This is a genomic window from Coleofasciculus sp. B1-GNL1-01, from assembly GCF_040220235.1.
GTDB lineage: Bacteria > Cyanobacteriota > Cyanobacteriia > Cyanobacteriales > Coleofasciculaceae > Coleofasciculus.
Genome location: NZ_JAVJTO010000053.1, coordinates 1 through 25,633 on the forward strand (window position 1 = coordinate 1; position 25,633 = coordinate 25,633).

General features: G+C 46.2%; 24 protein-coding genes and 1 pseudogene. 14 read left to right on the plus strand and 11 right to left on the minus strand.

Annotated elements, in window-relative coordinates:
• The 7 genes and pseudogenes from RID53_RS13470 to RID53_RS13500 all read right to left on the minus strand — a co-directional run.
• Positions 1-217 (minus strand): annotated as a pseudogene (locus RID53_RS13470) (transposase); the annotation flags it as partial.
• Positions 218-819: 602 nt separating this feature from the next.
• The gene (locus RID53_RS13475; protein ID WP_446388587.1) at positions 820-1,065 is read right to left on the minus strand and encodes a hypothetical protein; all 246 of its coding nucleotides are present in this window, start codon (positions 1,063-1,065) and stop codon (positions 820-822) included.
• Between the two features lie 243 nt (positions 1,066-1,308).
• Positions 1,309-1,899, minus strand: coding sequence for a hypothetical protein (locus tag RID53_RS13480; protein ID WP_446388588.1), 591 nt, complete (start codon positions 1,897-1,899; stop codon positions 1,309-1,311).
• A gap of 565 nt (positions 1,900-2,464) precedes the next feature.
• The gene (locus RID53_RS13485; protein ID WP_446388666.1) at positions 2,465-3,448 is read right to left on the minus strand and encodes an RNA polymerase sigma factor, RpoD/SigA family; all 984 of its coding nucleotides are present in this window, start codon (positions 3,446-3,448) and stop codon (positions 2,465-2,467) included.
• 851 nt (positions 3,449-4,299) lie between these two features.
• The gene (locus RID53_RS13490) at positions 4,300-4,938 is read right to left on the minus strand and encodes a pentapeptide repeat-containing protein (RefSeq protein ID WP_446388589.1); all 639 of its coding nucleotides are present in this window, start codon (positions 4,936-4,938) and stop codon (positions 4,300-4,302) included.
• 24 nt (positions 4,939-4,962) lie between these two features.
• On the minus strand, positions 4,963-6,348 hold the full coding sequence (locus RID53_RS13495) for a DICT sensory domain-containing protein (RefSeq protein ID WP_446388590.1): 1,386 nt from the start codon (positions 6,346-6,348) through the stop codon (positions 4,963-4,965).
• A gap of 170 nt (positions 6,349-6,518) precedes the next feature.
• Positions 6,519-8,102, minus strand: a complete 1,584-nt coding sequence (locus tag RID53_RS13500; protein ID WP_446388591.1) for a photosystem II high light acclimation radical SAM protein — start codon at positions 8,100-8,102, stop codon at positions 6,519-6,521.
• 502 nt (positions 8,103-8,604) lie between these two features.
• Between RID53_RS13500 and RID53_RS13505 the strand changes: the two genes are divergently transcribed.
• The 6 genes from RID53_RS13505 to psb34 all read left to right on the plus strand — a co-directional run bounded on the left by RID53_RS13505 (position 8,605) and on the right by psb34 (position 13,144).
• On the plus strand, positions 8,605-8,994 hold the full coding sequence (locus RID53_RS13505; RefSeq protein ID WP_446388592.1) for a DUF1830 domain-containing protein: 390 nt from the start codon (positions 8,605-8,607) through the stop codon (positions 8,992-8,994).
• Between the two features lie 105 nt (positions 8,995-9,099).
• Entirely contained in the window at positions 9,100-9,534 is a 435-nt protein-coding gene (locus tag RID53_RS13510) for a DUF4079 domain-containing protein (protein WP_446388593.1), read from the plus strand.
• A 328-nt stretch (positions 9,535-9,862) separates the two neighbouring features.
• Positions 9,863-10,216, plus strand: coding sequence for a hypothetical protein (locus RID53_RS13515; RefSeq protein ID WP_446388594.1), 354 nt, complete (start codon positions 9,863-9,865; stop codon positions 10,214-10,216).
• Positions 10,217-10,270: 54 nt separating this feature from the next.
• Positions 10,271-12,214, plus strand: a complete 1,944-nt coding sequence (gene thiO / locus RID53_RS13520) for a glycine oxidase ThiO (RefSeq protein ID WP_446388595.1) — start codon at positions 10,271-10,273, stop codon at positions 12,212-12,214.
• Between the two features lie 95 nt (positions 12,215-12,309).
• A complete protein-coding gene (locus RID53_RS13525) occupies positions 12,310-12,861 on the plus strand; it encodes a Uma2 family endonuclease (RefSeq protein ID WP_446388596.1) in 552 nt (183 codons plus the stop codon).
• 103 nt (positions 12,862-12,964) lie between these two features.
• Entirely contained in the window at positions 12,965-13,144 is a 180-nt protein-coding gene (gene psb34, locus RID53_RS13530) for a photosystem II assembly protein Psb34 (protein ID WP_446388597.1), read from the plus strand.
• Between the two features lie 131 nt (positions 13,145-13,275).
• Here the strand turns inward: psb34 and RID53_RS13535 are convergent, their stop codons facing one another.
• Positions 13,276-14,082 (minus strand): tetratricopeptide repeat protein, encoded by an 807-nt coding sequence (locus RID53_RS13535; RefSeq protein ID WP_446388598.1) that lies wholly within the window; start codon positions 14,080-14,082, stop codon positions 13,276-13,278.
• A gap of 301 nt (positions 14,083-14,383) precedes the next feature.
• Here RID53_RS13535 and psbP point away from each other — a divergent pair, with 301 nt between their 5' ends.
• The 6 genes from psbP (at position 14,384) to RID53_RS13565 (ending at position 19,506) form a co-directional block, all read left to right on the plus strand.
• Positions 14,384-14,923 (plus strand): photosystem II reaction center PsbP, encoded by a 540-nt coding sequence (psbP, locus tag RID53_RS13540; protein ID WP_446388599.1) that lies wholly within the window; start codon positions 14,384-14,386, stop codon positions 14,921-14,923.
• Positions 14,924-14,977: 54 nt separating this feature from the next.
• Complete coding sequence (locus tag RID53_RS13545) at positions 14,978-15,562, plus strand: Maf family protein (protein ID WP_446388600.1); 585 nt, start codon at positions 14,978-14,980, stop codon at positions 15,560-15,562.
• A 142-nt stretch (positions 15,563-15,704) separates the two neighbouring features.
• A complete protein-coding gene (locus RID53_RS13550) occupies positions 15,705-16,130 on the plus strand; it encodes a hypothetical protein (RefSeq protein ID WP_446388601.1) in 426 nt (141 codons plus the stop codon).
• A 127-nt stretch (positions 16,131-16,257) separates the two neighbouring features.
• On the plus strand, positions 16,258-17,745 hold the full coding sequence (locus RID53_RS13555) for a hypothetical protein (protein WP_446388602.1): 1,488 nt from the start codon (positions 16,258-16,260) through the stop codon (positions 17,743-17,745).
• A 165-nt stretch (positions 17,746-17,910) separates the two neighbouring features.
• Positions 17,911-18,711, plus strand: coding sequence for a hypothetical protein (locus RID53_RS13560; RefSeq protein ID WP_446388603.1), 801 nt, complete (start codon positions 17,911-17,913; stop codon positions 18,709-18,711).
• 45 nt (positions 18,712-18,756) lie between these two features.
• Positions 18,757-19,506, plus strand: a complete 750-nt coding sequence (locus RID53_RS13565; protein ID WP_446388604.1) for a hypothetical protein — start codon at positions 18,757-18,759, stop codon at positions 19,504-19,506.
• Between the two features lie 217 nt (positions 19,507-19,723).
• Here RID53_RS13565 and RID53_RS13570 read toward each other — a convergent pair whose 3' ends face one another.
• Positions 19,724-21,790 carry an AAA family ATPase gene (locus RID53_RS13570; RefSeq protein WP_446388605.1) on the minus strand — a complete coding sequence of 689 codons (2,067 nt, stop codon included), beginning with the start codon at positions 21,788-21,790 and terminating at the stop codon, positions 19,724-19,726.
• Complete coding sequence (locus tag RID53_RS13575; protein WP_446388606.1) at positions 21,787-22,029, minus strand: hypothetical protein; 243 nt, start codon at positions 22,027-22,029, stop codon at positions 21,787-21,789. The genes RID53_RS13570 and RID53_RS13575 overlap by 4 nt, the downstream gene beginning before the upstream one ends.
• 531 nt (positions 22,030-22,560) lie before the next feature.
• Between RID53_RS13575 and RID53_RS13580 the strand changes: the two genes are divergently transcribed.
• On the plus strand, positions 22,561-23,751 hold the full coding sequence (locus RID53_RS13580) for an SGNH/GDSL hydrolase family protein (RefSeq protein ID WP_446388607.1): 1,191 nt from the start codon (positions 22,561-22,563) through the stop codon (positions 23,749-23,751).
• 28 nt (positions 23,752-23,779) lie between these two features.
• On the opposite strand, the gene RID53_RS13585 is transcribed toward RID53_RS13580, so the two are convergent.
• A complete protein-coding gene (locus tag RID53_RS13585) occupies positions 23,780-24,748 on the minus strand; it encodes a glycosyltransferase family 2 protein (protein WP_446388608.1) in 969 nt (322 codons plus the stop codon).
• 684 nt (positions 24,749-25,432) lie between these two features.
• On the opposite strand from RID53_RS13585, the gene RID53_RS13590 reads away from it, so the two are divergent.
• Positions 25,433-25,609: a hypothetical protein gene (locus RID53_RS13590; RefSeq protein WP_446388609.1), complete on the plus strand. Its 177-nt coding sequence runs from the start codon at positions 25,433-25,435 to the stop codon at positions 25,607-25,609.
• Positions 25,610-25,633: the final 24 nt, after the last annotated feature.

Consider the following 25,633-nt stretch of genomic DNA (forward strand, 5'->3'; position numbering starts at 1 on the left):
TAAATTCACTTAGTACCGTTGCATCAAATCCTGAATCCGTTAAGTTTAATCCCAAAGCATATTTCCAATCTATTCTACTCCTGACTGCATCGGCGGCTTGTCGATCAGTTAAACCTTCCGCAAATTGCATTATGGTGATTATTGCTAATCGAGCTGGTGAGATGGCTGATTGTCCACATCGGACGGGAAATACATCCACAAAGTCTTTGTCTTTATACTTCGCCCTCTTATGGAGTACAGTATTAGCCCCCTATCCCTGAAACTTCTAGATTGATGTTATACCTCATAGCAGAGGAAAGCGCTGTATTTATTGCTCTGAGCCCCCTTTGGGGTTTGACCCCCCATTACCCCCTAGAGGGCGCAAGCTGATGGGGTTCCTCTCAACGTGAACCATGAATGGACGTGAAGGAATAGAGCAGCAGACTGATGGGGGTGAGGGGTCTGACCCCTGATTCGCCAGCAGTATCGTATATAGGGGAGGCGCTGCATACAACTGAAGTTCCCTGTTGACAAATTGCTACACCGTATACCTATCTTGGCTTAGGGCGATTGGGTTTTTAGCTTCACTCTTGTCAAATCAGGCTCAGAGTAGGTATTGAGTTCCCTGTAGTACCTTTGGAAGGTGGCAACTTCAGTGATATAGGGAGGTCTAAAAATAGCCTGGGCACACTCGCCGATATGACTTGATTCCCTTTCCCACATTACTGCGTGAACGGCGAGCGCACCCAGGCTGATGAATAAACTCAACACAGACTGATCTCCTTACTCGTAGTCTAAACTCCAGTTAAGAAGGAACGTATCGCGAAACTCTTGCCAGGGTTACATGGGGACGATTCTCAGGGGGTGGGCGCTAAAACCATTACGGGATAAGGCTTTCCCCTGGGTGTAGTACATCTGCACCGAAGAAACTTCAGTATAAAAGCGATTTTTATTTGCGTAAAACATACGCAAATAAAATCCCTCTTTGCTCTTTTCTTTTCTATCCCAGTATTGGGAGCAGAGGTTTACCTTAAATAAGAAAAAAAAGGTCGCACCAATTGTTCTGTTGGTTGCAAATTCTAACACCGTAGTCTTCACCTCAGTCTTAACATTGTGTTACATTGTTGAGTTTTTTCTTGTCCACCTACTTATCTGACTTTTAGTCGGTTTTAGCTTAAATTCGTAGACCCGATTAAACAACTTGCATCACCTCCTTAATCCATTATACAGCTATTTGACAAAACGTCAGAACGATTTATCAAATAAAAGCCGTCCTAGAAGGACGGGGCTTGTATCCCGGTTTTCCGGTCATTTGTCCTTTGTCCTTTGTCAGAGCAAGTTTTCCCGACAGATATTCAACATCCGCTGATCATTCTCACTCAGTTGACCCACAGGTTGATACTGATCAAGCTTAACGGTGTAGGGATAGGTTAAGGATTCGTAAGTGCGATCGAGATTAAGCTGGCTCCCCGCCGCCGCTACCGCAGTTTCTTGCTGATTCTCAATCGTATGAGCTAAAGCGGTTTGGTCGTAGGGGTTGACAACTCGGAGATTCATCTGTTTAGATTCTAGAGTGCCATGAAAACAGCTAAATTCAGAGTGAGGTAAGTAAAGTGCCCCAACTAGCTGTCCTTCATTGGCTTGAAATACAATATATTCTTGACCAATCTGATTGGGTTGAGAAGATTGACCGTAAAGGTACGTGCCATCTGGGATGGAAGTGGCTGAAGCGGATACAGTAGATGGATTCGTTTCTCCTGTAGAGTCCACGGTTTGCTTGAGTTGTTGAGCGACGGCTATAGGTCTACTAGAGACATTCATTGTTAGTCCTACTGTGAGCAGTAACCCGGTTAGGGGTAAACGCCAAGAAAAAGATGGTTGACGTTGGGACTGAAAAAACTCAATGAATCGGCTAATCACCGTGGTTACCTCCTTTAAAATAATATCGAAACACCCTTAAAAAATTTGGAATTTTATTACACAGTTGGTAGCCGCCCTAATTTGTTAAAGTAGATTTAAGCTAAAGTAGACGTTAGCAGGCATCCTTACTTTCTATCTAACCGTGAACCTGTCTCTGGTTTGCGCTGCCTTTATCCGGTTTCTCAACCGTCACAGTTTGTATGGGCAAAATTACGCGGGTTTGTAATTGGATTGAACTATTCATCTCTCTCTAGTTAAACAATAATGGATGATGCTTCAGTGGCGATTCCCTCGAAGGAATGAAAGTTAACTCACCCCGCAGAAGGTTTTTCTACGGACACAGTATTTTCAGGAGCTTCAATCGCTAGTCTGGGGATTGCTGAAGAAATTAATATTTTTTTACAAAAAAAAGTGGTAGCGAATTTGTGCTACCACTTTCATCGAATGTCGCCAACTTGAACGTTCGGAAATAGTCTTTGAGTTTTAACGGGTTTAAGCTTTAAGCCAGAACTTGAGTTCTTGGCTATGCCAACGTTTAGGGCGCTAAAGCGCAACTACAAACCAACTAACTGGCGATGTATTCCCGTACCGTGGCATGGCGTCGTCTGAGTTGGGCTAAGGCTTGATGCTCTAACTGGCGTACTCGTTCGCGACTGAGATTGAGTCTCTGTCCGACTTTTGCCAGAGAGAGTTCATTCCCATCTTCTAAGCCAAAGCGCAGTGCTAAGACTTCCCGTTGTTGGGGGGTTAATTCTGCCAGGAGATTATCTAAATCTTGGCGCAGGGATTCCTGGGTGGTGTAATGAACCGGAGTCGGTCCACTATCTTCCAACAGATCAGATAATTCTGTATCTTGGTTATCCCCTACCCGCACATCCAATGATACGGGTTGACGGGCGATGCTCAAATACTCGCGAATTTGGGCAGGTTCTAAATCTAACTCTTGACCAATCTCCGTTGGTGTCGCGTTACGCCCCAATCTCTGAGACAACTCCCGTTGCACTTTCTTGATCTTATTCAGCTTTTCGGTAATGTGAATCGGTAACCGAATCGCCCGGGCTTGTTGGGCGATCGCGCGAGTAATGGCTTGACGAATCCACCAGTACGCATAAGTAGAGAACTTATACCCTCGCGTTGGGTCGAATTTCTCCACCCCTCGCTCTAATCCCAGGGTGCCTTCCTGAATCAAGTCCAGGAATTCCATGTTACGCTTCTGATACTTTTTCGCGATCGCCACCACTAGGCGCAGATTCGCTTCGATCATTTTACGCTTAGCTCGCGTTCCCTGGTTTATAATTTTCTTAAGGGCTGATTCCTCTAAATCAACGTGATCTGCCCACTCCTGCATCGTCGGTTCGCGCTCTAAGGTTTCCGCTAAGGCTTCTTTTGCCTCCAAGAGCGGCATCATCTGCTGCACTTGCTTACCATAGACAATTTCTTGCTCATGGGTCAGTAGTGGCACGCGACCGATTTCATGCAGATAGGTGCGAACCATATCTGCCGAAAATGTGGGCTTGGTCGTTTTGGGTTTGGTGTTAACAGTGGGCATCTGTGAGTAGTGACTCCGTAAACGAGCAATAAATCTGTCGCGGATTTTGACCTCAAAAGCAAAAGCTATAGCCATCTCTCACCTTGAGGATACGTGCGCGAAGCGGTTGTTTACATCTACTAAAAGATGTATAGACTCCTACCTGTATTGAGTTGGGCAGGAGATCGAACCGTAGATCAGGAGTTAAAGCGATTGACTCAGTTAATTGTCTCTTCGTTGATTCTGCGGCGTTTCCTAGCTGACTAAGCTCTGGGCTAGGAACAAGGCGAATGCGAAGTCAGTATGAGTTTGCCTTAACTCTATAGTATTACACCTTTAGACGACGGTAAAGAGGTAAAGGTTCAACATTTCGGAAAAATCATCCGGGTGTCGCATCTGCTACTTTTCCTCCTGACACCGACATGGTTTAACAGGTTGGCATTCTCTCCTAGTTACTATCATCGCCTAAAACACCGAGAAACGGATAGAGTTGAATCGGGGAAATAACCGAACTGATTTGGGGATAGATATCCTCCCAATCCCCTAGTCTGGCACGATGCCTTTTTCGTTAACGGGGATGGTTGAGGAGGTGAGGAGGTGAGCCAGGACAGATTCCCAGGAGATGAAACGCCCCTAATTTTATCAGGGTCATTAACCCTTTTTCCCTATTCTCCCCATCACTCCAATACCAAATATTCCTCCATCCTGTCGAGATGGAAGAGTTTTTTGGGCGCAACTCGATAATCATGAATCATAGCAGGAGTGAAGCCTAAATCCAAGCCTCTATGTCAGAATATTATCATTTGCTGCCTCTTTGTCCTTTGTATTGCTTTTGTTCTAAGAACAATAACTCGCGATGCTCAGGCAACACTCTAGGAACTACTTTCCAGAGACGTTCCCACCACACAAGTCCGCTCTAACTTCGCACCATTTACATTGACGTCATCGAGTTCAGCACAAAGCAAATTCGCTCCCGTTAAATTCGCCCCTCCCAGATTCGCCCCGCGCAAATCCGCTTCCTCAAAATTGGCGTCACACAAGCTAGCGCCTTGTAAATCCGCTTGCGATAAATCCGCCCCCTTAAGATTAGCACTGTTGAGATTCGCCCCCCGCAGATCAGCACCTCGGAAATCGACGCCCTGAAGGTTGACACCCATAAGATTCGCGCCACTCAAAAATGCTCCCGCCAAGGATACCTGTGTCAAATTCGCGCCCATTAAATTCGCGCCTCGGAGATTGCTCCCGCGCAAATCCGCCCCAGTCAAGTTGGCTTGCATCAGATTAGCGCCCAAACAATTTGCCCGCACATCAGCCGACACCAATTGAGCGCACAGAAGTTTAGCGCCATCCAGACGAGCACCGTTGAGATTAGCTCTCGACAAATTCGTACCCACCAGACTAGCGCCTGCCAAATTAATCTGTTCCAGTTGGCTCCCAGACAAATCTTCGTCGTCTAGATTAGCACCTGAGAGCTGCTTAATTTTTCCTGCGCGAATTGCTTCGATTTCCATCAATTTTCCTGCGTGACTTAAACCTTAAGACGAAACATTGGATTGGGCTTCCTGGGGGGAATGGGAATCAAGCAACCACATCCCTGCGGCTATTTTAGGTTGATTTGCCTGTAAACTCATACCCTGTTGCATTCCCATCACCAGTAGTTCTAGAGCCTCAAGCAGTTTTGGGTCAAATACTGTACCCGCTGACGCCTGACAGTCGTTAAGTGCTTTTGCCAAAGGAGTCTCTTGGGATTGATAGTCCTTGAGCCGCTGTTGAAATGTGGTCATCAGTGCTAAAATTCTCGACTCCAAGGGAATTTCATCATAAGCCAAACCATCCGGTTGTCCGGAGCCATCCCAATGTTCGGTTTGGTGGGTAATAATATTAGCAATTGCCTGTAATTGGGGCATGACCCGCAAAACCGTGGATTTTGGCATTGCCTCTTGTTGAGAAATCGCCTGTTGCTGCACCGTGGATTTTGTCGGTTCTAGATCCTCATCTACCCCTTGTAACGGCGCGAGGCGATGCAGCAATCCCGCTAATCGCAGCCGTTTGATTTGCCACGCAGGTAAATCAAGCAATTGACCCATCGCTTCACAAAGGGTTGCCACTTCCGCCGCTGCCATGGGATTAGTTACATCAGCTTGATCGATGAGCTGTGCCATCCGCAAAAATGCCTGCACTTTATTAGACACTAAATTATTATCTAAGTCTTGCTCGGCAAGGGGCAAGTTCTGAAGTGGCTCATCCTCAGTTTGGTGTAATTCTTGTTCAAAGCTTTCGAGATATTCGACGACGCGAGACACAACCTCCCCAATATCATCGCGTTTTTTGCTACCGAAGGCTGCCGTGATCTGTTGTGCTTGGTCGGTTAGGCGCTGTTGTAACTGTTGATCGTAACCGCCAATGTGTGCGATCGCTAAATCGACTGTTTCCCGAACCAATTCCGGCTCAAATGTCCAGAACCCATAAAACTTGCGCTCCCGATCATCTTTGGGTGGTCCTTTACTGCCATAATCCTCAGCCGATAACTCTTGACATAAGACCATTGCTGTGTATGTCTCTGACATAATGATCAAATGCCATTCTTGAGCCACTGGATCAGACGCATCTAAATCCAATAGTCTCACATTAGAGCGCTGGCTGGTGGGATGTTCCCCAAAACCAGTTTCCGCTGTCGCCAGAATTACCACTTGAGACGACTGTTCCGCTAAATCGCCATAGCGTTCTGCCTCTTGCATATACCATTTTCCCTGTTGAAATGCTGCAATTAGCAGAGGTTTTCCCTCTGACTCTAAGATGAAGTCTTCCAAGGCATGACACAGGGCAATCAGGGTGTTTTTGTGATAAACGCCAAAATTCAGCGGTCGCTTACCACCGCGATGAGCTGTGTCTAACTTTTGTAATATCGAACCTTGCAGCATGATCAAACCTTGTCTGAGGGGTTCAGGGGAAAGTGGGTGTAATAGAGACGTGCCATGGCGCGTCTGGGAGCAGGGGAGAATTTTAACCGATGATTTTATGTTAATTATGATACATTTTAGGGTTAAATTTCTCCAAGCTGTTCGAGTTAACGATAAACGGATAGAATCAACTACCCCGCTGTAACCAGTTGTTTAGGCGGCGTCTTAGCTGAGGCTTCAATCGGAGCCGCTAATGCATCCTCTAAATCCGCACAGCCCAAGCGTTCCTCTAAAATTTTCATCACTTCGCGACCAAAATCATCGGGATTTTGCCGCCACGCTTGCAGACAAACCTCTCCAAAGAACGAGCCTAGGGGTTCGGGATTCCAGAGTAGCTTTTTCGCCGTCCAAGGCATTAAACTCATTGGATCATAGTCTTTTTCGAGAATATCGTTCTCAAAAGCGTAGGCTTCCAAATGAGTATGGGGTTGTAATCCGATAAAGAAGATCGCGGGTTCCACCTTGTCAGCACCAAAGATTCGCTCTAACTCCCGGTGATAGGCAATGGTTTGGCGAATGGTGTCTGGTCGCTCATCTATTACATTAAAGGAATAGTTGACCGAAACCAAGTCATTAAATCCCGCTGCTTTTAAATCCCGACAATTTTGCAGCACGGTGCGAAGGTTGTACCCCATTCGCATCTTGCGAACTAATTCCTGGGAACCACTGGTAATACCGATTTCAAAGTAGTTCATCCCGGTTTTCACCATCAAGTCACATAATTCCGGGGTGAGATTATCGGCGCGAATATATGCCGCCCAGTGAATGTCTGTCATCCCGGAGTCGAGAATTTTCTGCAACAGTTCCACCGCATCGTCGATAAACTTCCGCGCTGGGATAAACTGAGCATCGGTAAACCAGAAGTTGCGGATACCTCGGTCATAAAGCTGGCGCATTTCGGCAACTACTTCATCAGCGGGATTGATCCGTACTTGTTTACCTTCGACGACGGTGTAGATGCAGTAGCAGCAGTTGTGGGGACAACCCCGTTTAGTTTGCACCCCAATATAAAAGTCGCTCTCTTGAAAATAATAATCAAACGCCGACCAGATGCTTTGGATATAGTCGTAATTACAAGCGGTTTTTTCTAGGGGAGTTGGGCGTTCATGAATCATGCGATCGCGCGGCTGCGTATCACCCACCACATAACAGCGCTCATCAGCAAACGATTCACCCCGCAGGAGTTTCTCTAGCAGGGTTTCACCTTCGCCAACGGAGACAATTGTCCCATTGGGTAATTTCGTCTTCAGTTGTTCATAAAATACACTAACCGCACCGCCGCCAACCATCAGACGTGCCTCTGGGTTGTAAGTACGAGCGCGTTTAAGTCCCCGGCGAATCAATCCTAAATTACGCCACAGTTCATTGTAATAAGCGGCGGCTAAACGTAATCCACCGATCGCCCCGCGTAACTTGACAAAGGGGTTACTGGCGTAGTAAAACTCGAAGGCATTTTGCAAAGGGTTCCCCCCTCTACCACCAACTGGCGCATAGATTTGAATATCGCGCCAGGAGAATACCAACAGCGTCGGTTGGAATTCGTCAATACAGGCGTCGAGCGATCGCGAAAAATCCAGGGGAGGTACAGTGCCTAAGTCAAAGATGCGCTGTTCTACCTCTGGGAAGAGTTTGTGAACGTGATCGGCTAGATAGACAACACCAATCGGGAAAATTGGGTTGCAGGGGAGGCGCACATAAAGAATTTTGGGTGACATTATAAATTTTATCTGGGGTAAATCGGCTTTTATGAACAGGATTGGCTCGGTTGAACTGGGCAAATCTCCAACCCAACTTGGATGAAAACCCGGTGTACGTAGACGCTTAAGCCCTCACCGACCGGGAGATAAGAACACAGCCCCAGTCCAGCTTTCTCAGATATTTGATTTCTTTTTCACATAACTTAACTTTACTTTAACAAGATTGGGTTCTGACCTCAAGCGTATGCTATTTTTTTTCGTGGGGTTCATATCTGAGAGTCTGAGGGAGGTAGTCTAAGCAATCTTACCTAAGGCGTTCCAATTGAGGGTCTTAACCCTAGGTAGAAGTTCTCATCCCCAGGGATGGGATCAATTAGCCATTTAGCGGCGATCGCTGGGACGCGATTGGCGAAAAACCCGCACAATTGGTAGTCGGGTTTACAACAGGGACTGGATCACAAGTGCTAAGTTAGGTGAAGTAATAACAATCAGAATTCATTTAGTACCTCACTCAGCAGTTATGACTCAGATACTTGATCCCCTACCTTCTGATAATCAAACTCACATTGTCTGTTGCTACGTAAACGCCACGAGCCAGATTCAAATTGCTCGGATTACAAATATTCCCAATTGGTATTTTGAGCGCGTGGTTTTTCCAGGACAGCGCTTAGTCTTTGAAGCCCTACCCCAAGCGCTATTGGAGATTCACACAGGCATGATGGCAAGTGCGATTCTCTCGGATACCATACCCTGTACTCGCTTGCTTGTCGCTCAAGACGGTAATCCGGCGTCATCTTCTGACGCTAAAGCCGTTGTACCACCGACTGATGATAACAAGTCCAGTGAAAAAACAATTAGTCATAATAGCCCAGCCAGCAAAGAGCGTTTAGCTGTGGCAACAGCTCATTAGATAACAAAAGCTATTAAAAAACAAAGATTAAGGGGGTTGTTCAGCCGAGCAACCTCTTACGTTACGATTGGGGCAGTAAACAGGCTAAATTTGAGGCATCAAGTTGTGAATCTGCCCGACTTTATCTGGTTGTGGAAAATAGCCGCTTGGTCAATGGGTTTGTCCCTCGCGGCTTATGGTCTGTTGGCGGTGACGGGCAGTGTTCTGTTCACGAAACGGCGCTCTCAACACCCCAAACCAAAATGGTTGCGACCTTTACACTACATCATCGGATGGGTAATGGTCAGTTTGGTCTTGCTGCTCCTGGGAATTGGTTTAGTGGGTACTATCGGTCATTATGGCAATCTCGGACATTCTGGACACTTGATTGCCGGATTAGCTGTCGTAGCGTTGGTTGCGGTGTCTGCCGCAAGTTCAACCCAGATTAGCCCCCAACACCCTTGGGCGCGGGCAGTTCATCTGGGAACCAATATTGCTTTATTTGTCGGATTTGCCTGGGTATCTTATACCGGATGGCAGGTGGTGCAGAAATATTTGTGATCAGAGGGAGCAGGGGGAGCAGAGGGAGCAGGGGGAGCAGAGGGAGCAGAGGGAGCAGAGGGAGCAGAGGGAGCAGAGGGAGCAGGGGGAGCAGGGGGAGCGATATAATTGGGAAGGCGTTAGCTTATCCGGCAAGAAGCCCTACATTATGATGATCTTTGATTTCATGTAGGTCGCTCACTTCACTAGATATAATCTCCTGAGAAGGTTGCCACAGCAGACAACGTTTAGCTGGAGAGGGTGTAAGTCTAGTAAAAAAAAGCCAGTACAAAAACTATCTAATATGTAGGTGGGACATAAGTCCTGTAGAATTTACAGGGAAACAAAGATGAATAAATTAATTGGATTAGTGATCATTGCTGCCGTTGTAGTCGGAGCAGCTTTAGGTTGGCAGGGTATATCCCTTCCGTTCTTGGGAGGACTCTTTGGGGGTGAAAACCGCACAGCGAACCAAATCATTGAGTCAGTTCCAGACACGGCAACCGACCAAGGGGCAACACAACAACCTCAAACAGCAACGGGAACTCAGCCAACTCAGCCAACGGCTCAGGCGCCGGCGACGATTAATCAAGCCCAAAATAATCAGGGTACAGCTCAAGCCCCTCAAACCACAGTGGGTCAAGCGGATACAGGCGCGGGTGAAGCGACCGAGGAGTCCGAACCGATTACGGCTCTCTGGTAACCTGATTGATCAAATCTGTACGGACTGGCTAGGGCGCGTCTAACGTTTTATCTAATGAACTTTTCCAGTGATATTTTAATTGTGGGCGGTGGCGTGATTGGTTTGGCACTCGCCCTAGAGTTGAAGTGGCGGGGGGCGACAGTCACGGTATTAACCCGCGACTTTAAACAAGCAGCGACTCTAGCTGCCGCTGGGATGTTAGCCCCTCATGCGGAAGCCATTCCCGACAGTCCGATGCGGGAATTATGTGGGCGATCGCGATCGCTCTATTCCCAATGGTGTAACAAACTGGAACAGCTTACGGGTGTGGCAACAGGATATTTGCCCTGTGGGATTCTCGCCCCAGTTTATGAAGAGGGTTCAGCCTCTCACCCGGATCGCGGAAATTGGTTAGATAAACAGGCGATTCATCTATATCAACCTGGTTTAGGGGCAGATGTGATTGGTGGTTGGTGGTATCCCGAAGATGGTCAAGTCGATAACCGAGCATTAGCACAAGCCCTGCGATTAGCGGCTCAAGAAATAGGGATTGACCTGCGCGAAGGCGTTACAGTTGAGGCAATTGAGCAGCAAAATCGTCGCGTTTGTAGTGTCAGAACCTCGATTGGTGAATTTCAAGCTGACCAGTATGTCTTAGCAACGGGGGCTTGGTCAAACGAGTTGCTACCTGTACCCGTGTATCCGAAAAAGGGTCAGATGCTGTCGGTACAAATACCAGTCAATCCCCATCAGCCCTTACCCCTGCAACGGGTGTTGTATGGACCCGATACCTACTTAGTTCCCCGTCGGGATGGGCGGTTATTGATTGGTGCAACCAGTGAGGACGTGGGATGGCAATCGGATAATACGCCAGCAGGAATTCACACCTTACTATCACGGGCAATACGGTTATATCCATCCCTACAGGATTGGTCTATTCGGGAATGCTGGTGGGGATTTCGACCCGCCACCCCAGATGAATGTCCGATCCTGGGAGTCAGCCCTTGTGAAAATCTAACCCTAGCGACGGGACATTATCGTAACGGTATTCTCCTCGCCCCTGTGACAGCCCAGCTACTGGCAGACTGGATGGAAACGCAAACCGCTGATCCGCTATTAGACCATTTTCGATACGATCGCTTTTATCATAAATCTTCCTCAAATTTAATGATCAGTTCTCCGATTACGTCCGTATCTCCCCAAACCACCTCGGTTACAGAACCAGCGACATCTGATTCGTTAATCATTGCAGGTCGAACATTTCACTCCCGCCTGATGACGGGTACAGGGAAATATAGCACCATTGAACAAATGCAACAGGGGATTGCGGCGAGTGGGAGTCAGATTGTTACCGTAGCCGTGCGGCGGGTGCAAACCAAAGCCCCGGGTCATGAAGGATTGGCAGAAGCGCTGGATTGGACAAAAATCTGGATGTTACCCAATACCGCAGGCTGTAAAACCGCAGAAGAAGCGGTGCGGGTGGCGCGGTTAGGTCGGGAAATGGCAAAGTTATTGGGGCAAGAGGATAATAATTTTGTCAAGTTAGAAGTGATTCCCGACCCGAAATATTTATTACCTGACCCGATTGGCACTCTGGAAGCCGCTGAGAAACTGGTAAAAGAAGGGTTTGCGGTACTGCCGTATATTAATGCTGACCCCATGTTAGCTAAACGATTAGAAGAGGTGGGGTGTGTCACAGTAATGCCCTTGGGTTCGCCGATTGGTTCAGGACAGGGGATTAAAACGGCGGCAAATATTCAAATCATTATCGAAGAAGCGGGAATTCCTGTAGTCGTAGATGCGGGGATTGGATCGCCCAGTGAAGCGGCGCAAGCCATGGAGATGGGGGCAGATGCAATACTTGTGAATAGTGCGATCGCGCTAGCCAAAAATCCGGTGGCGATGGGGAAAGCGATGGGGATGGCGACTGAAGCGGGGCGTTTGGCATTTCTGGCGGGACGGATTCCGATTAAAAGTTATGCCAGTGCGAGTTCACCGTTGACGGGGACGATTAGTTAAGATTGTCATTTGTCATTTGTTCTTTGTTCTTTGTTAGGGTTTGAGGATTACTTCGTCAAAATTAATCAAATCCCCAAAGTCGGGAGGATACTGTGATGACCGTAACTACCGCCAAATGGACGCTAGATGACTACCACCGCATGATTGAAGTGGGTCTTTTAGACAATCGTCATGTCGAACTGTTAAACGGAGAAATTATTGAAATGCCCCCAGAGGGTCCCGAACATGCTTACCTGGGAGATGAAAGTGGGACTTATCTTAGCCAACTTTTAGGCGATCGCGCTAAAGTCCGGGAAGGTCGTCCTATTACCCTACCGAATAACTCTGAACCTGAACCTGATTTGGCGATCGTCAGACCTCTGGGACGAATCTATCGCCAGCGCCATCCCTACGCTGAAGATGTCTTTTGGCTGATTGAGTTTGCTAACACCAGCCTTGCCAAAGATTTGGAGATCAAGCGCAGGGCTTACGCCACTGCTGGAATTGAGGATTATTGGGTTGTCAACTTAAAAAACCGACACCTGAAAGTGTTTCGTGAACCTGTCGATGGTGACTATACCCGCCAATTAACCCTGACGACGGGAGAAATTCAGCCCTTAGCATTTCCTGATGTAACGATTTACGTGCAACGGTTATTAGAGGGCTAGAACCGCTTTTTAGCGACTATAACAATTTCTTATCCAAATAAGAGAGTATTTATACTGAGAGTTTGTTACAATTCTATAAGTTGAGTAAAGAAGGTTATCATTCATGCCATATACCACAGAAGAAGGCGGACGTTTAAATAACTTTGCCCGTGAACCGAAAGTTTACCAAGCAGAACCACCAACCAAAACCGAGCAACGTAACTATGTATTTCTAGGAATTGCGGCTCTAGTTTTAGTTAGTGGATTAATGTACGTCGCTGTCTCTGTATCCAGCATTAGCTAAGTTCTGCGAATCCCTAAATCGGGAACACCCCTGTTAATCCAGCGATTTTGGACTAACAATGAAGTGAAATCTGATCAAAGATTACGCGAAACATTCGTTCGATTTAGCCTAACTTGCCAAAATCAGTAGGGTCAGGGGTTTGCTTCCCCTTGCATCGCTTGCAATGCATTCATAACACTTTGATAACTGTCTGATCTGCCTTGTTCTTGGAAAAGTTCAGCCGCTTTCTGCAAATCAGCCGTGGCTTCTTCAATGTTCTCTAATTGGAATTGAGTCAGTCCCCGATTGTAATACGCTTCAGCAAAGGTGGGTTGCAGTTCAATTGATTTAGTATAATCAGCGATCGCGTCTTCATATTGTTCCAAGCGATTGCGGGTTAGCCCCCGATTATAATAAAGGCGAGCATTTTCGGGGTTGATTTCCAGCGCTTTGGCGTAATCGTCGAGAGCCGCTTCAGAATTACCTAACTCGTCGTAAACATTGCCGCGACTAATATACGCCGTGTCATTTTCCGGGTTAATTTCGATCGCCTTCGTGAAATCCGCGATCGCTTTTTGATAATCCCGGCGCACAAAATGGGTATAGCCTCGGTTACTATAGGCTTGACTGAAATCGGGATTTAACTCAATCGCTTGGGTATAGTCATAAATCGCAGCATCGTAATTACCCAGACTATGATAAGCGTAGCCACGATTATAGTAGGTATCCGCATCTTCGGGATTCAGTTGTAATGCATCGGCGAAGTCAGAAATCGCACCAGCATAATCACCCTTTTCCAATTTATCGACGCCTTGGTTATACAGTTCCACGGCTGTTAACTCCTCTGACGAGGCTTCTTGCACAACCCTGATTGGCTGTTGAGCGTGAACCGCTTCGGAGAATCCCGTCAGGACAGTTATTAATCCAAAAATGGTCAGTATGCGATAGGTTGAGTTCATCGTTGTTTTGGTTTTTCGGTTTAATCTTAAGAGGGTTAAGCGTGAGAGTTTTACACTCTGCCGACGTAAACCTTCCCCAAGTGGTTCCTCGTTATAGTACTACGGCGATACATTAGGATATTCTCCTGTTGCCTGTTGCCTGTTGCCTGTTGCCTGTTGCCTTTTCACCCAATTGTATTGTCCTAACCTCAATGCGTAGTGCTATAACCTTAACCCTGTCCAAGCCAACATGACCTATCTTGATCATGAGTGTACCCGGAAGATGAGACAATAAGAATGCACCAATTCAAAGGATAAAAAGATGCTCAAGACCATTGCCGCCATTTTGCTGCTAGTATTGAGCTTAAGTCTGCATGGCTGCACTGTCGGTGTTAGTGGACTGAAAAGCTATGTCGATACGGCTGACGGTTATGAGTTTCTCTATCCAAATGGTTGGGTGCCGATTAAAGTCACTGATGGACCCGATGTCGTATTTCGGGATTTGATCGAGCCAACCGAAAATGTCAGCGTGGTGATTAACCCCGTTCCAGAGAATACAACCCTCACCGATTTAGGAACGCCTGGGAAAGTCGGTTACCAACTCCAGAAAAATGTGCTTTCGGCGGCGAATTCCAATCGTCAAGTTGAATTAGTTGATGCCAAAGCTCGCGATACGGGAGACAAAACCTATTATCTTCTTGAATATAGCGTCAAACTTCCCAGTCAAAATCGGCATGACCTAGCCACAGCCGTGATCAGTCATGACAAGCTCTATACCTTGAATGCTTCAACCACTGAAGAACGTTGGGATAAAGTGCAAGACTTGTTTACCCAAGTCGTTAGTTCGTTTAACGTTTACTAGATGAGGGGGTATTTGTCAAGATTAATGCAACAAATGACAAAGGACATAAGACGAATGACAAAATTCGTTTTAGCCTCCGCTTCGCCAGCACGCCGCCGTTTATTGCAAAATGCTGGCATTGAACCCATCGTTTGTCAGAGTGATTTTGATGAATCTCAGGTTAAGGTTACTGATCCGGTAGAGTTGGTCAAGACGTTAGCATTGCAAAAAGCCCAAACCGTTGCGCCTAAATTTAACGATGCGCTAGTGTTAGGCTGTGATTCAGTGTTAAGCATTCAGGGTGAGATCCACGGTAAACCCGCCAATCCTCAAGAGGCGATCGCTCGGTGGCAAATGATGCGGGGTAAAGTGGGTGAACTCTATACTGGTCATGCCTTAATTGACTTATCCCAGGACAAAACAATTGTCCGTTGTGGGATAACACGAGTCTACTTTGCCAATGTTAGCGATCGCGCGATTGAAGCGTATGTGGCGACAGGTGAACCGCTTAAGTGTGCGGGCTGCTTTGCGCTAGAAGGGCGGGGCGGCTTATTTGTCGAAAAACTAGACGGTTGTCATAGTAATGTTATTGGTCTCAGTTTACCCCTGTTGTATCAGATGCTGAGTGAGCTGGGTTATCAGGTGACAGATTTTTGGTAGTCAAGGAACAGGGAACAGGGAACAGGGAACAGGGAACAGGGAACAGGGAACAGGGAAGGTAGAGAGTAGAGGCGGAAGTTTGCTATAGTCAAAGCACTTTGAGTATATTGTTGAGCTGATATAGCTGGAGCAGATTAATTACATGACAACCAGCGAAGAATTCAAACAGAAACTAAGGTCAGGAAACATTGGCGATGCCTTTACCCTAGCCTTGTCTGAATCGGTTGAGTTGGAAATTACGACCTGGGTGGCTTCCGCCAATTCGCCACAAACAGAGAAGCCTGCGGCTAATTCCTGTATGCGTACCCGGATTAATATTGTGGAAGGCTCCATCGATAATGAGGTAGGATCTCAATTTATCGGTAATGGTCCCTACACGGAACTACGCCAATTTCATACCCAGCAAGTTCAGGAAGGACGCCAGATTATCCAGAATAATCTGGAAAACTTGCAACAACTCTTTACCGTGTTGACTCGTGTGCAATATCAACCCCAACAGTCAACCCAACCGCGACTTCGGGAGAACAATCCGGCGTTGTCGCCTTCGAGTCAGGATAATTTACCTTAATCTTGAATATAAAGGATGCCCTGTCGGGCAGTTGTTGGCGTAAGGGGAAAGATTTCTTCCCCATGCATAAATGACAGGGGCTTCCATATTTCCCCTTACCAACCCTAATTTTTTCGGTGAGTGTATTATGGCGTCGAGTGAGGACTTTAGGCAACAACTTAAAGCAGGCAAGGTTCAAGAAGCGTTTGCTGGGGCTTTAGCGGAAGCCATTCAGTTGAAAATTACAACCTGGGTGGCGTCTGATGCTGAGGAACACGCCGAAACAGCCGCCCAACCCGGTTATCGCCTGCGGACTCAAATTAATACGATTGAGGGAGCGATCGCGAATGAGATTGGGGATCAGTTTATTGGCAATGGTCCCTATCGAGATCTCCTCCCCTTTCATTTAGACCAGGTGGCGCAAGGCAATCAGCTTGTTGAGAATAATCTTAAAAGTTTGCAAAAGCTATTTGAGATTTTAATCGCGCTGCAAGATCAAAAGACAGGGTTGAGTGAGATAGAATACCCGCCCTTATCCATTCCCCCGCCAGAGACAGCCACCCCACCGGATGCGGGAGTAGCCGCCGCCGAATTGACCGCCCAAACGCCAGATTTGACGACTCCGGATATTCAGGAACAGGTATCTCCTGAATCGACTCCCTCGCCAGAGACAACAACAGCTTGGGAGGAACAAGAGGAAGACGAGGAAGAAGATGAGGATGACTCGGTGCTAGATTTGCTTGAGTCATTACCCCCTCCTCCACCCCCACCGCTAGAGGATGAAGAGTCCTCAATCACTGAGGAGGATGCGAGAGATGAATTCATTGAAGCCGAACCAGAACCGCTATCGGATCGCCGCGAAGCGGAGTTAGATGAGGAAGACTGGCAAGTTCTCAACGAAGATTGGGGAACATTGGAACTTGAGGAATTGAAGTCGCCCCCCTCGGCTGAACCGGATATCCCACCCCAAACCGACATTGAACCCACACCGAGGGAACCGGAATCAGCTAAAAAAATGCCCAGTTTGGACTCCTTAGCAGAACTCCAAGATACTGACGACGATACCGACTGGGATGACTGGGTAGTCGATGAACCAGAATTAGGCGATCGCTCTTTTGCCCAGATGGAGACGGATGAAGACTGGGGTGACTTAGTAGAAGACTTTGACCCCTTTGCTGCACCTCCACCTGTTGAGGAGTCTCCCCCGGAGTTAAATATTCAGGAAGACTGGGATGAATTTGCCGTTGAGGAACTTGAACCCTATTCTGATTTAACTGAGGTTGATAGTGAGATTGAATGGTCAGACTTGAGTGAAAGCCAAACCACTGAGTCTACCAGTGATCCTCTGGAAGGGTTAGGTGCTTTACCAGAAGAGGCTGAGGAAAAAGAACTGACGTCAGAATCATCTGATCCCATGGATTTGTTGGGGGATCAAAACCAATCTGCCGAAAATGTGAATGAGCCGGATTATGAATTCGAGGAACTCTCCTTGGACGAATTTTCCATGGACGATTTTGATCCCCTAAGCCATCCAGAGGAGGAGAATTGGGAGGAGAAATCCAAATCAACGCAGCAAGGAGAACCACCACCACCTCCACCCCCTAGCTCCTTTCAGGATAAAAAACATGAACCCTAGGGGAAGCAATGTAGAGACGTGCCATGGCACGTCTGGGAGCGGGGGGAGAGATTCCGACGGCGTAGAGCGATACAATTGAATGTTGAGTCACGAAGGTTTCCATTTTGGGGAAATTTCGGTAGATGATTGGATGACTGAACAGGTGTTCTAAAAAGGTGTGGGTTGATGACCAATCGCAATCGACAAGAGCATTCAGATGTACCCGCCTCTAAAACCCGAGGCAATAATTCGGGTGTGAATCGAAACATCAATCACTTCTTGCAGTCGTTGGGTGACACACTGATCGACTTCACAGCGCTAGAAGTGAATACGATCGTGGTAGATCATATTAGTGGTCATAAGTTTATTGCCTGGGAAGCCTACCGGGATATTTATCCGATTTCGCCAGGGTATCTAGAACAACAAGGTATCCACGAATCATTACGCGATCGCTACCTGGAGTTACGTACCAGTCTAGAACGGGAGTATCGAGGGCTGTTGAATGATCCAACCTCGGAACTTCATGATCCGACGGTGTATGAGCAGGATAACTCCAGTTTCGCCCATGACTTTGAGCGTACTCCCACTCGTCTCCCCAATCCTCTGGATCTAAAAAGTCCAGAAACAATTGTTGCTATTCAACGCCTGTTAGGGAACTGTCGTTTTTTACGCGGGTTGCGTAAACTGGCGGAACTCAAAACCGCTTTGGATGATCGGAATCAGACGGTACTACGTTTAGTCTCTCAACAACCCGATCAAGTTGAGATGATTCAACGGATGATCGCCACGGATACGATTTGCGCTCAAACCGTGATTCAACTCGATGGCGATGTGATCAACCGTTATGATCAATCCCTGTTTCACCATCCCCAGAAAGAAGTCATTCTGCAAATTCACCGAGAAGGAGTCATCGCCAGTGAACGCCAATGGCGCGGACTGTTGGAGTTTATTATTGGTCTAATCAAAGCTACACTACATAAGTCATAAGGTATAGCGCTGCACGCAGGGAAAAGGAAACAGGGTTTGACGTTTATGAATCAGCATCCTCGTTTAGCATCGCCGTCTCACCTGCTTTCTCCACGTCAGAATTTAGCGATCGCCTCTTGTATCCAAATCGAGGTAGAACGCATTTCTCGCTCTCAGGTTCTGTTTCACGGAATTCGCTTCACGTTAGATAAAGAGAGTTTACAACACATTCAACAGGCTCAACAGATGGGGAATTCGCTGAAGCTTTCCCGCCAATTGCTCACAGATTTGCGATATTTCGCTCTCATTGATGACGAAAACCGTTGGCAATCGGGACTCAGCTTTTGTACCTACTATCAGCGCGGAAACTCCCAAGAGGCGCTAATGCGAAGTGTGATTGGTATGGATGGTGATATTATGCATCAAATCCAGCGCAATTGTCTAGAACGTCCCAAGTTTTCCCATCAGATTTCAGCGGCGCATTATTGGTTAATTGAACAAATCATGCATCAGTTGCGTTTTGGTTCATTTCTGCCGTTAACTCGGTTAATCAATGGACTAGCTTTGGGATTGGCGTTGCTGATTGCTATGCTGCTAGTTATTCCCTTTATCCCAGTTTTCCTGAATAGCCCTTGGATGCTAATCGCTGTTTTAATAATGGTGGGGTTATTTTATATTGGTTTTCGACGCCTATTTTATTTATTGCATCCCACAGCCCGGCGCTGGATGATGCGGCGAATTATGGCTGGATTTCTCTCCTCAAAACCCCGATCAAAGCGATTAGCTAGGCGACTTTTAAGCGGGTTGTTTTCCTAGAACACCGATCCAGTAATCGAAATCGATGGGAGTCTTCCGGAAAAACTGTAACCTAATGTAGTGAATATCCCCTCTTTTGACAAAGGGCGGGTTTTGTTGAAAGATTATTGGTAGATACCCAAATTAAACGGCTAAACCCGCCCCTACAATGTTCTCTAACAAATGACAAATGACAAATGACAAATGACAAATGACAAATGACAAATGGCAAATGACCCTAAAACACATACTCCACTTCCACAATTTCTGTATATTCAAACTCATTCGGACTGGGTTTAACTAAATCATAATAAACACCTCCCAGTTCCATGCGATCGCGATCGCACTCTGGTTTCGGTGAATTGTAAACCAGGACATATTCTCGCCCAATATAGGGTTCCATCTCTTGCGCCACTTCTCCTCGCCATTGTGTTTTGGTGACTAACACAACTAACTGATTGGCTAACGTGGGCAGGGTTTGGGCAATTTGGCGGCGGTAAATTTCATCTAAACTACCAAAGGGTGAATCCATAACAATGGGAAATGTACTGCTATCGGGTCCCATCAGCGCCTGTTCTTGAATCCAATCCCGCACCCGATCAATAATTCCGCCAATAAATGAAAGGCTGAGAATTTGGTTCTCTCCCGTAGACGCCGCCACAAGTTCTTCATTTCCAGAGGTTTTTTCCACTAAGATTAATTCATAGTTCTGATTCAGTTTAGGCAGATAGGGGGTAAACGAAATACCTGTAAAAATCTCCTGAACTCGCCGTTCTAAAGACGTGCGAAACTGATTATCTAGTCGAGTTCTAACTTCAATCAATCGTTCAATCGCGTCCTGAGTTGCCGCAATCCGCCGCTGTGCCAAAGCCTGCTTTGCCTCATTCATTTGATGCTTGGAGATTTGCTTGACGATGGCTTGGATATCTGTCGCCAATCGTTCAATTTGCTGCTGATTTGCGCCCTTTTCTAAAGTTAAATCCCGCAGGGTTGTATCAATTTCATCTAAGCGTTGTTGCAGTTTACTGATATCCTCATCCGGAAACGTGATCAGCTTCTTCCTAATATCATCCAATTGAGTTTCAATGCGAGAGAGTTCCGCTCGTTCTTGAGAGAGAATGATCTGTTGCTGATCCACCTCTGCCCAAAAATCGGGGATTTGCCGTTCAATTTCACCAACCTGTACCCCTAAGCGAATCGCGGTTTCTTCCACATCAGCTAATCCCGCTTTATCCATCCAAGCGGCAACCTGTTGATAGGCTGGGGTTCCTTCCTGTAATTGAGTGCCACAGATACAATGCTGACTATGCAGTAAATCTTGGACAAATTGCTGTTTAATCCCAACCGGAAGTTCGCCACGCGATCGCAAGTCTTCGACAATGGACTGAAACGCTGTGATTACTGGGGATAATAATACAGTATAGCTACGTGTAGACAGGGCGCGTTTAAGGTTATCTTTTGCCTGTTTAAGCTGCTCTCGATGTAATGTTTGTTGGGCTTCCAGTTCATCCCGTAGCTGTTGCAACTCTTGAGCGCCACCGAGTTCTAATAAGCGACTACTCAAGGTTTGCTTGACTTCATCATGGTGGGCTAATTCCTGTTCAATTTCAACTTGGCGATTTGCCAGGGTGTGACTTTTTTGTTCCAGTTGCTTTTGCTCTTTGAGTAGTTTTTTGGTTTGCGAATCGCCGATTAACGATAACTCAGCTTCCAAGGTTTTTCTGGCTTCCTTGAGATGCTTAATTGAGCGATTTAACACCTCAACGCCGAGCAATGTCTTCGTCGCTTCAGCAATGTCGGCTTTCTTATCAGATCGGGCAATTTTCTCGATGCGTTCTCCATCAAAGAAGAAGTATTGATGTAAGCTTGCAGGTAAGATACGCCCAATGATATCTTCTGGCAATTGTTGCGGTAGCAGCCAGCGACCATCATCATCGGCAATTTGCAAATATAACTCACTTTTCCCCTGTTCCACACCTGCTTCTGTCTTGTAGGCGCGGCAGAGTCGCTTTGCCTGATAGCGTTTATTCTGATGCTCAAACCCAATTTCCACCCAACATTCTACCGACTCTTTCCAAGCTGCTTCACTAATTGCCCGTTTATTCACCAATTGTTCTTGAGACGCGAACGCCGCCGTGAATTTCTCGTACAGTACCCAAGTGAAGCCATTTAATAGCGTCGTCTTTCCAGCACCATTGTTACCATGAATCACCGTTGTATTGCGATCGCCTGTTGCCAGAGTTATTTCGGGTGTCTTTCCATAAAACTGGCGAAAATTGCACAGCCGGATTGACCTCAGCTTCATTGCACTTCTTCCTTGACAATTCTCAAGATGTCATCATTGATATGGCGGGGGGTCTTCATATAAAGTTTATCTTTTTCGGCTTGTAACACTCTCTCTATAATCCGACGTACCTCTGGCGGCGCACTGGTAATGGGTTCTTGTACGTCCAAGATCGCCGCATTTCGATGATAGGCGGAACGCTTTTCCGATAAGATTCTGGAGATGGCTTGCGTGGCTATGTCCGGATATTTAAATGTCATCACCTGATCGGGGGTTGACGAAAATTAAAATTATTATTACTATTATATGTTTTTCCACATTTATTTTTGACAGTTGTGTTGCCTTTACAGCTTTGTTAAGCTAATGTAATATGTAGTTAGTTTAAGCAGGGTGTTTGTTAGTGAAGAATTATGCATTTATTTAAACAAGCGCTGCAACATTTGCGTTTTAGGAGTAAAGTTGAAAACTGATTTGAAAGTTTTGCTCTTGAAAGTTTTGCTCTTGAAACTTTTGCTCATAGTCGGTATTTTGTCCAAAGTACGGGTATAGGATTTTTAGTACAACTGGGTGATGCTTATGCTTTATCACCCTTGTACCTTTTATCGATATCACTCTCTACTATAACAATCCCAGACCAAATGGTGGGTAGGCTGGGTTGGTTATAACCGCATCAAGATTCATCAAAATCATCTGCATACAAACCAATTGAGGCACAGACAATCCCTCGGTTTCCCCAGGAGTCTATGCCACATCCTCATTGTTCAAATTAGACACAACGGTTAAGACCTCTCATGAAAAAACCAATTTTTGCTCTAGGATTTACTGTATTTTCCTTCATGTTGCCCACAGAGACTTTAGCGGCTACATTCAGCAAAATGTATGTCTTTGGTGATAGTCTCTCAGATCCGGGTAATATTTTCAATGCCACAACAGCTGCCAATAACCTACCGCCTGAACAAATACCTCCTGGTACTGAAATACCGCCCGTTGAACCTCCTGTTCCTCCCTACGACGAGGAGGGACGGTTTTCTAATGATTTAGTTTGGAGCGATTATTTAGCACAGGCTTTGGACATAGATCTCACACCTTCTACGGAATTATCTGTGCTGTCTCCCGATTTGCCTATCCCTTCTCCCATCACAATCATTAACGGTCAACCTCAAGTTAGCCCCTTCTTTAATGGTGCGACAGCTACCAACAGCGTGAACTTCGCCTTCGGTGCGGCGCAAACTGGAAGCCAAGGGGTTGGTGAGTTGGGTGAACTGATACCGGGAATATTAACTCAGGTTGATTGGTTTGAAGATGATCTAGCGGTAGCGGATCAACAAGCCAATGAGGACGCACTCTATATTGTATGGGGAGGTCCTAACGATTACCAGCTTGTGTCTGACCCTGACCCGATGGAAACAGTAGGAAATTTAGCCGAAGCGGTACAAACACTCTATGATTTAGGAGCGCGTAATTTCCTTGTCCCGAACTTGCCAGATTTGGGTAAAACCCCTCGCGCACTTGATGCTGGCGAGGATGTATCCAATACCCTGACATTCTTATCTCAAACCCATAACACTCTATTAGACACAAGTCTAGCTAGCTTGAGCCAATTGGATAACATCAATATTGCACAGCTTGATGCTTTTTCGCTCCTGAATCAAACCATCGCCAATCCAGAAGCCAAGGGTTTCACTAATGTCACCGACCCTTGCATTCATCCCCTCAAGGATGACGGTAAATTAGATGGAACACAAGAGTTTGAAGTCTGTGATAACCCAGATGAGTATTTGTTCTGGGATGGTATTCACCCAACCACAGTTGCCCATGCACAACTCGCCGACGATGCACTAGAAGCTCTAGATTCAGAACCCCAGTCGGTTCCTGAACCGGGTTCGTCCGCCGCATTTGGATTGTTGGGACTCGGTTGGTTCGCTCATAAGCAATTCAAGAAATCTCAGGCAAACTCTAAAACCAAAGAGGAGAGTAAGTAATCATGTAGAGACGTTGCAGCCAACGTCTCTATATTTCAGAGAATAAAGGCATCGGCTTGGGTCTGGGTTCTTGGCAATCTTGCTGGGACGTGGGATAGAATTTGCGAGCGTAAATAACTTGAGTTAAGAGTTGCCAACCTTTCCGAGAAAACAAAGCGGGAAATAACAGGGAAAGCGCCTGATCAAATTTCCCTTGCTTGAAGCCCACTAAACTCCAGTACAATGTCAAAAAATCCTGAATATCTTGCAACGAGGGCAGAGAATCACGATACTTGGGATGGACAAATTTATAAATTTTTTCTTTAATCGAGATATGCTTTTGCAGACGCTGTTGGAGGGAAAACTTGAGATGATTCCCTTGATGCCATAACGTCCGGTAGGCTAAATGCTGATTGACTAAGATGGCATCTCCATATTGGGCAATTTTCACCCACGAGTCAATATCATCATAGTTCACTTCAAAGCTGGAATCCCATCCCCCCGATTTGACAAAGGCATCTTTGCGAAAGGCAACTTGTACAGGTGTCCCAAAGGGAAGTTGCTCTAAAAGCATCCGATAATGAACCTCAGTCTGAGGCACATAATTGATGTTGCGATCGCTGATTGGTTGGGTACGTGATACTTCTCTACCATTCTCGTTAACTTGTATCGCTTGACTAGAACAGAGAACGGCTTGGGGGTATCTGGCGATCGCCTTAGTTAATTCCTCAATACAATTAGAGGCAAGATAGTCATCATCGTCAATGGGTTTAATCCAATCCCCTTGCGCTAGCTTAACGGCGGCGTTCATCGTGGCGCAATGTCCCAAGTTAACGGGATTGCGGTGATAAACCACGCGATCGCCTAAACTACGGATGTATGCCTCTGTACCATCAGAGGAACCATCGTCAGCAACAATCACTTCACAGGGTAACGTTTGTGCCAATGCTGATTCAACGGCTCGTTTCAGCAGAGACAAACGGTTGTAGGTGGTGATGACAATCGTAAATTTAAACACAATGCAAGATCCGCCTCGACTTATAGACCATTATCTAACAGGTTTTCTGAAATTCCCATAAAGCCAGGATAAAGATTTAGGTATTTTCCACAATACCTATTGATACCCTTACTTAAGTGCATTTATCTCTTACCATAAAATACTCCCGATTCCCACCGATCTATTTACGTAAAATTACTGATATTTCAACGATTAAATAATAAACCTATCCTTTTTCGACTCAAGAGGCATCCGCCATTTTACGGAAAAAATCAGCACGAAGACTTAATTGCCCTGTCCTTTGTGAGCATGAGGACAAGGGTACAGGAAATAGCGAACGGTAAGGATTTGACGCTTTTTAACATTTCTTAACACAACGGACAGTATTTATGTCTAGGTACTGACCGGACTTGATATGACCCAATACCCCCTCTGACCAAGTCCGTGAAAATCCTTACTGGACAGGCTTTTCCGTCTCTATCTGTTTTCACAAATCATGGAGACTAGCGATAGAGACGCGATCGCGTCGCCTTTAGCCGATGGATTGAGGAAAAAAAGTAACGAATTTAACCTAAAATACAATAAAGGGGGTTTTGATCATGCGCTCTGTCCCTGATTCCTCACGTCTGGCACGCCCAGAGCAACAACCCGCCAGGGATGCAAAAATCTTGTCAGCTCTCTTCAGCAAATCTCGGAGACTCAATCATGAAAGTATTCACACCGATTGACATGACGGCTACGAGTTCTTTAAGACTTGAAGCAATTCAACACTATATTTTAGAAAAAATTAATAAATTTATAATGGCTCCTCTAATACAATTTTGGCGCTTCAGCAGTTATTATGGAGCGTTTATTACCCAGACAAATTCTCCAGAGAAATAATAAAATAAGTAAATTAACCCTAAA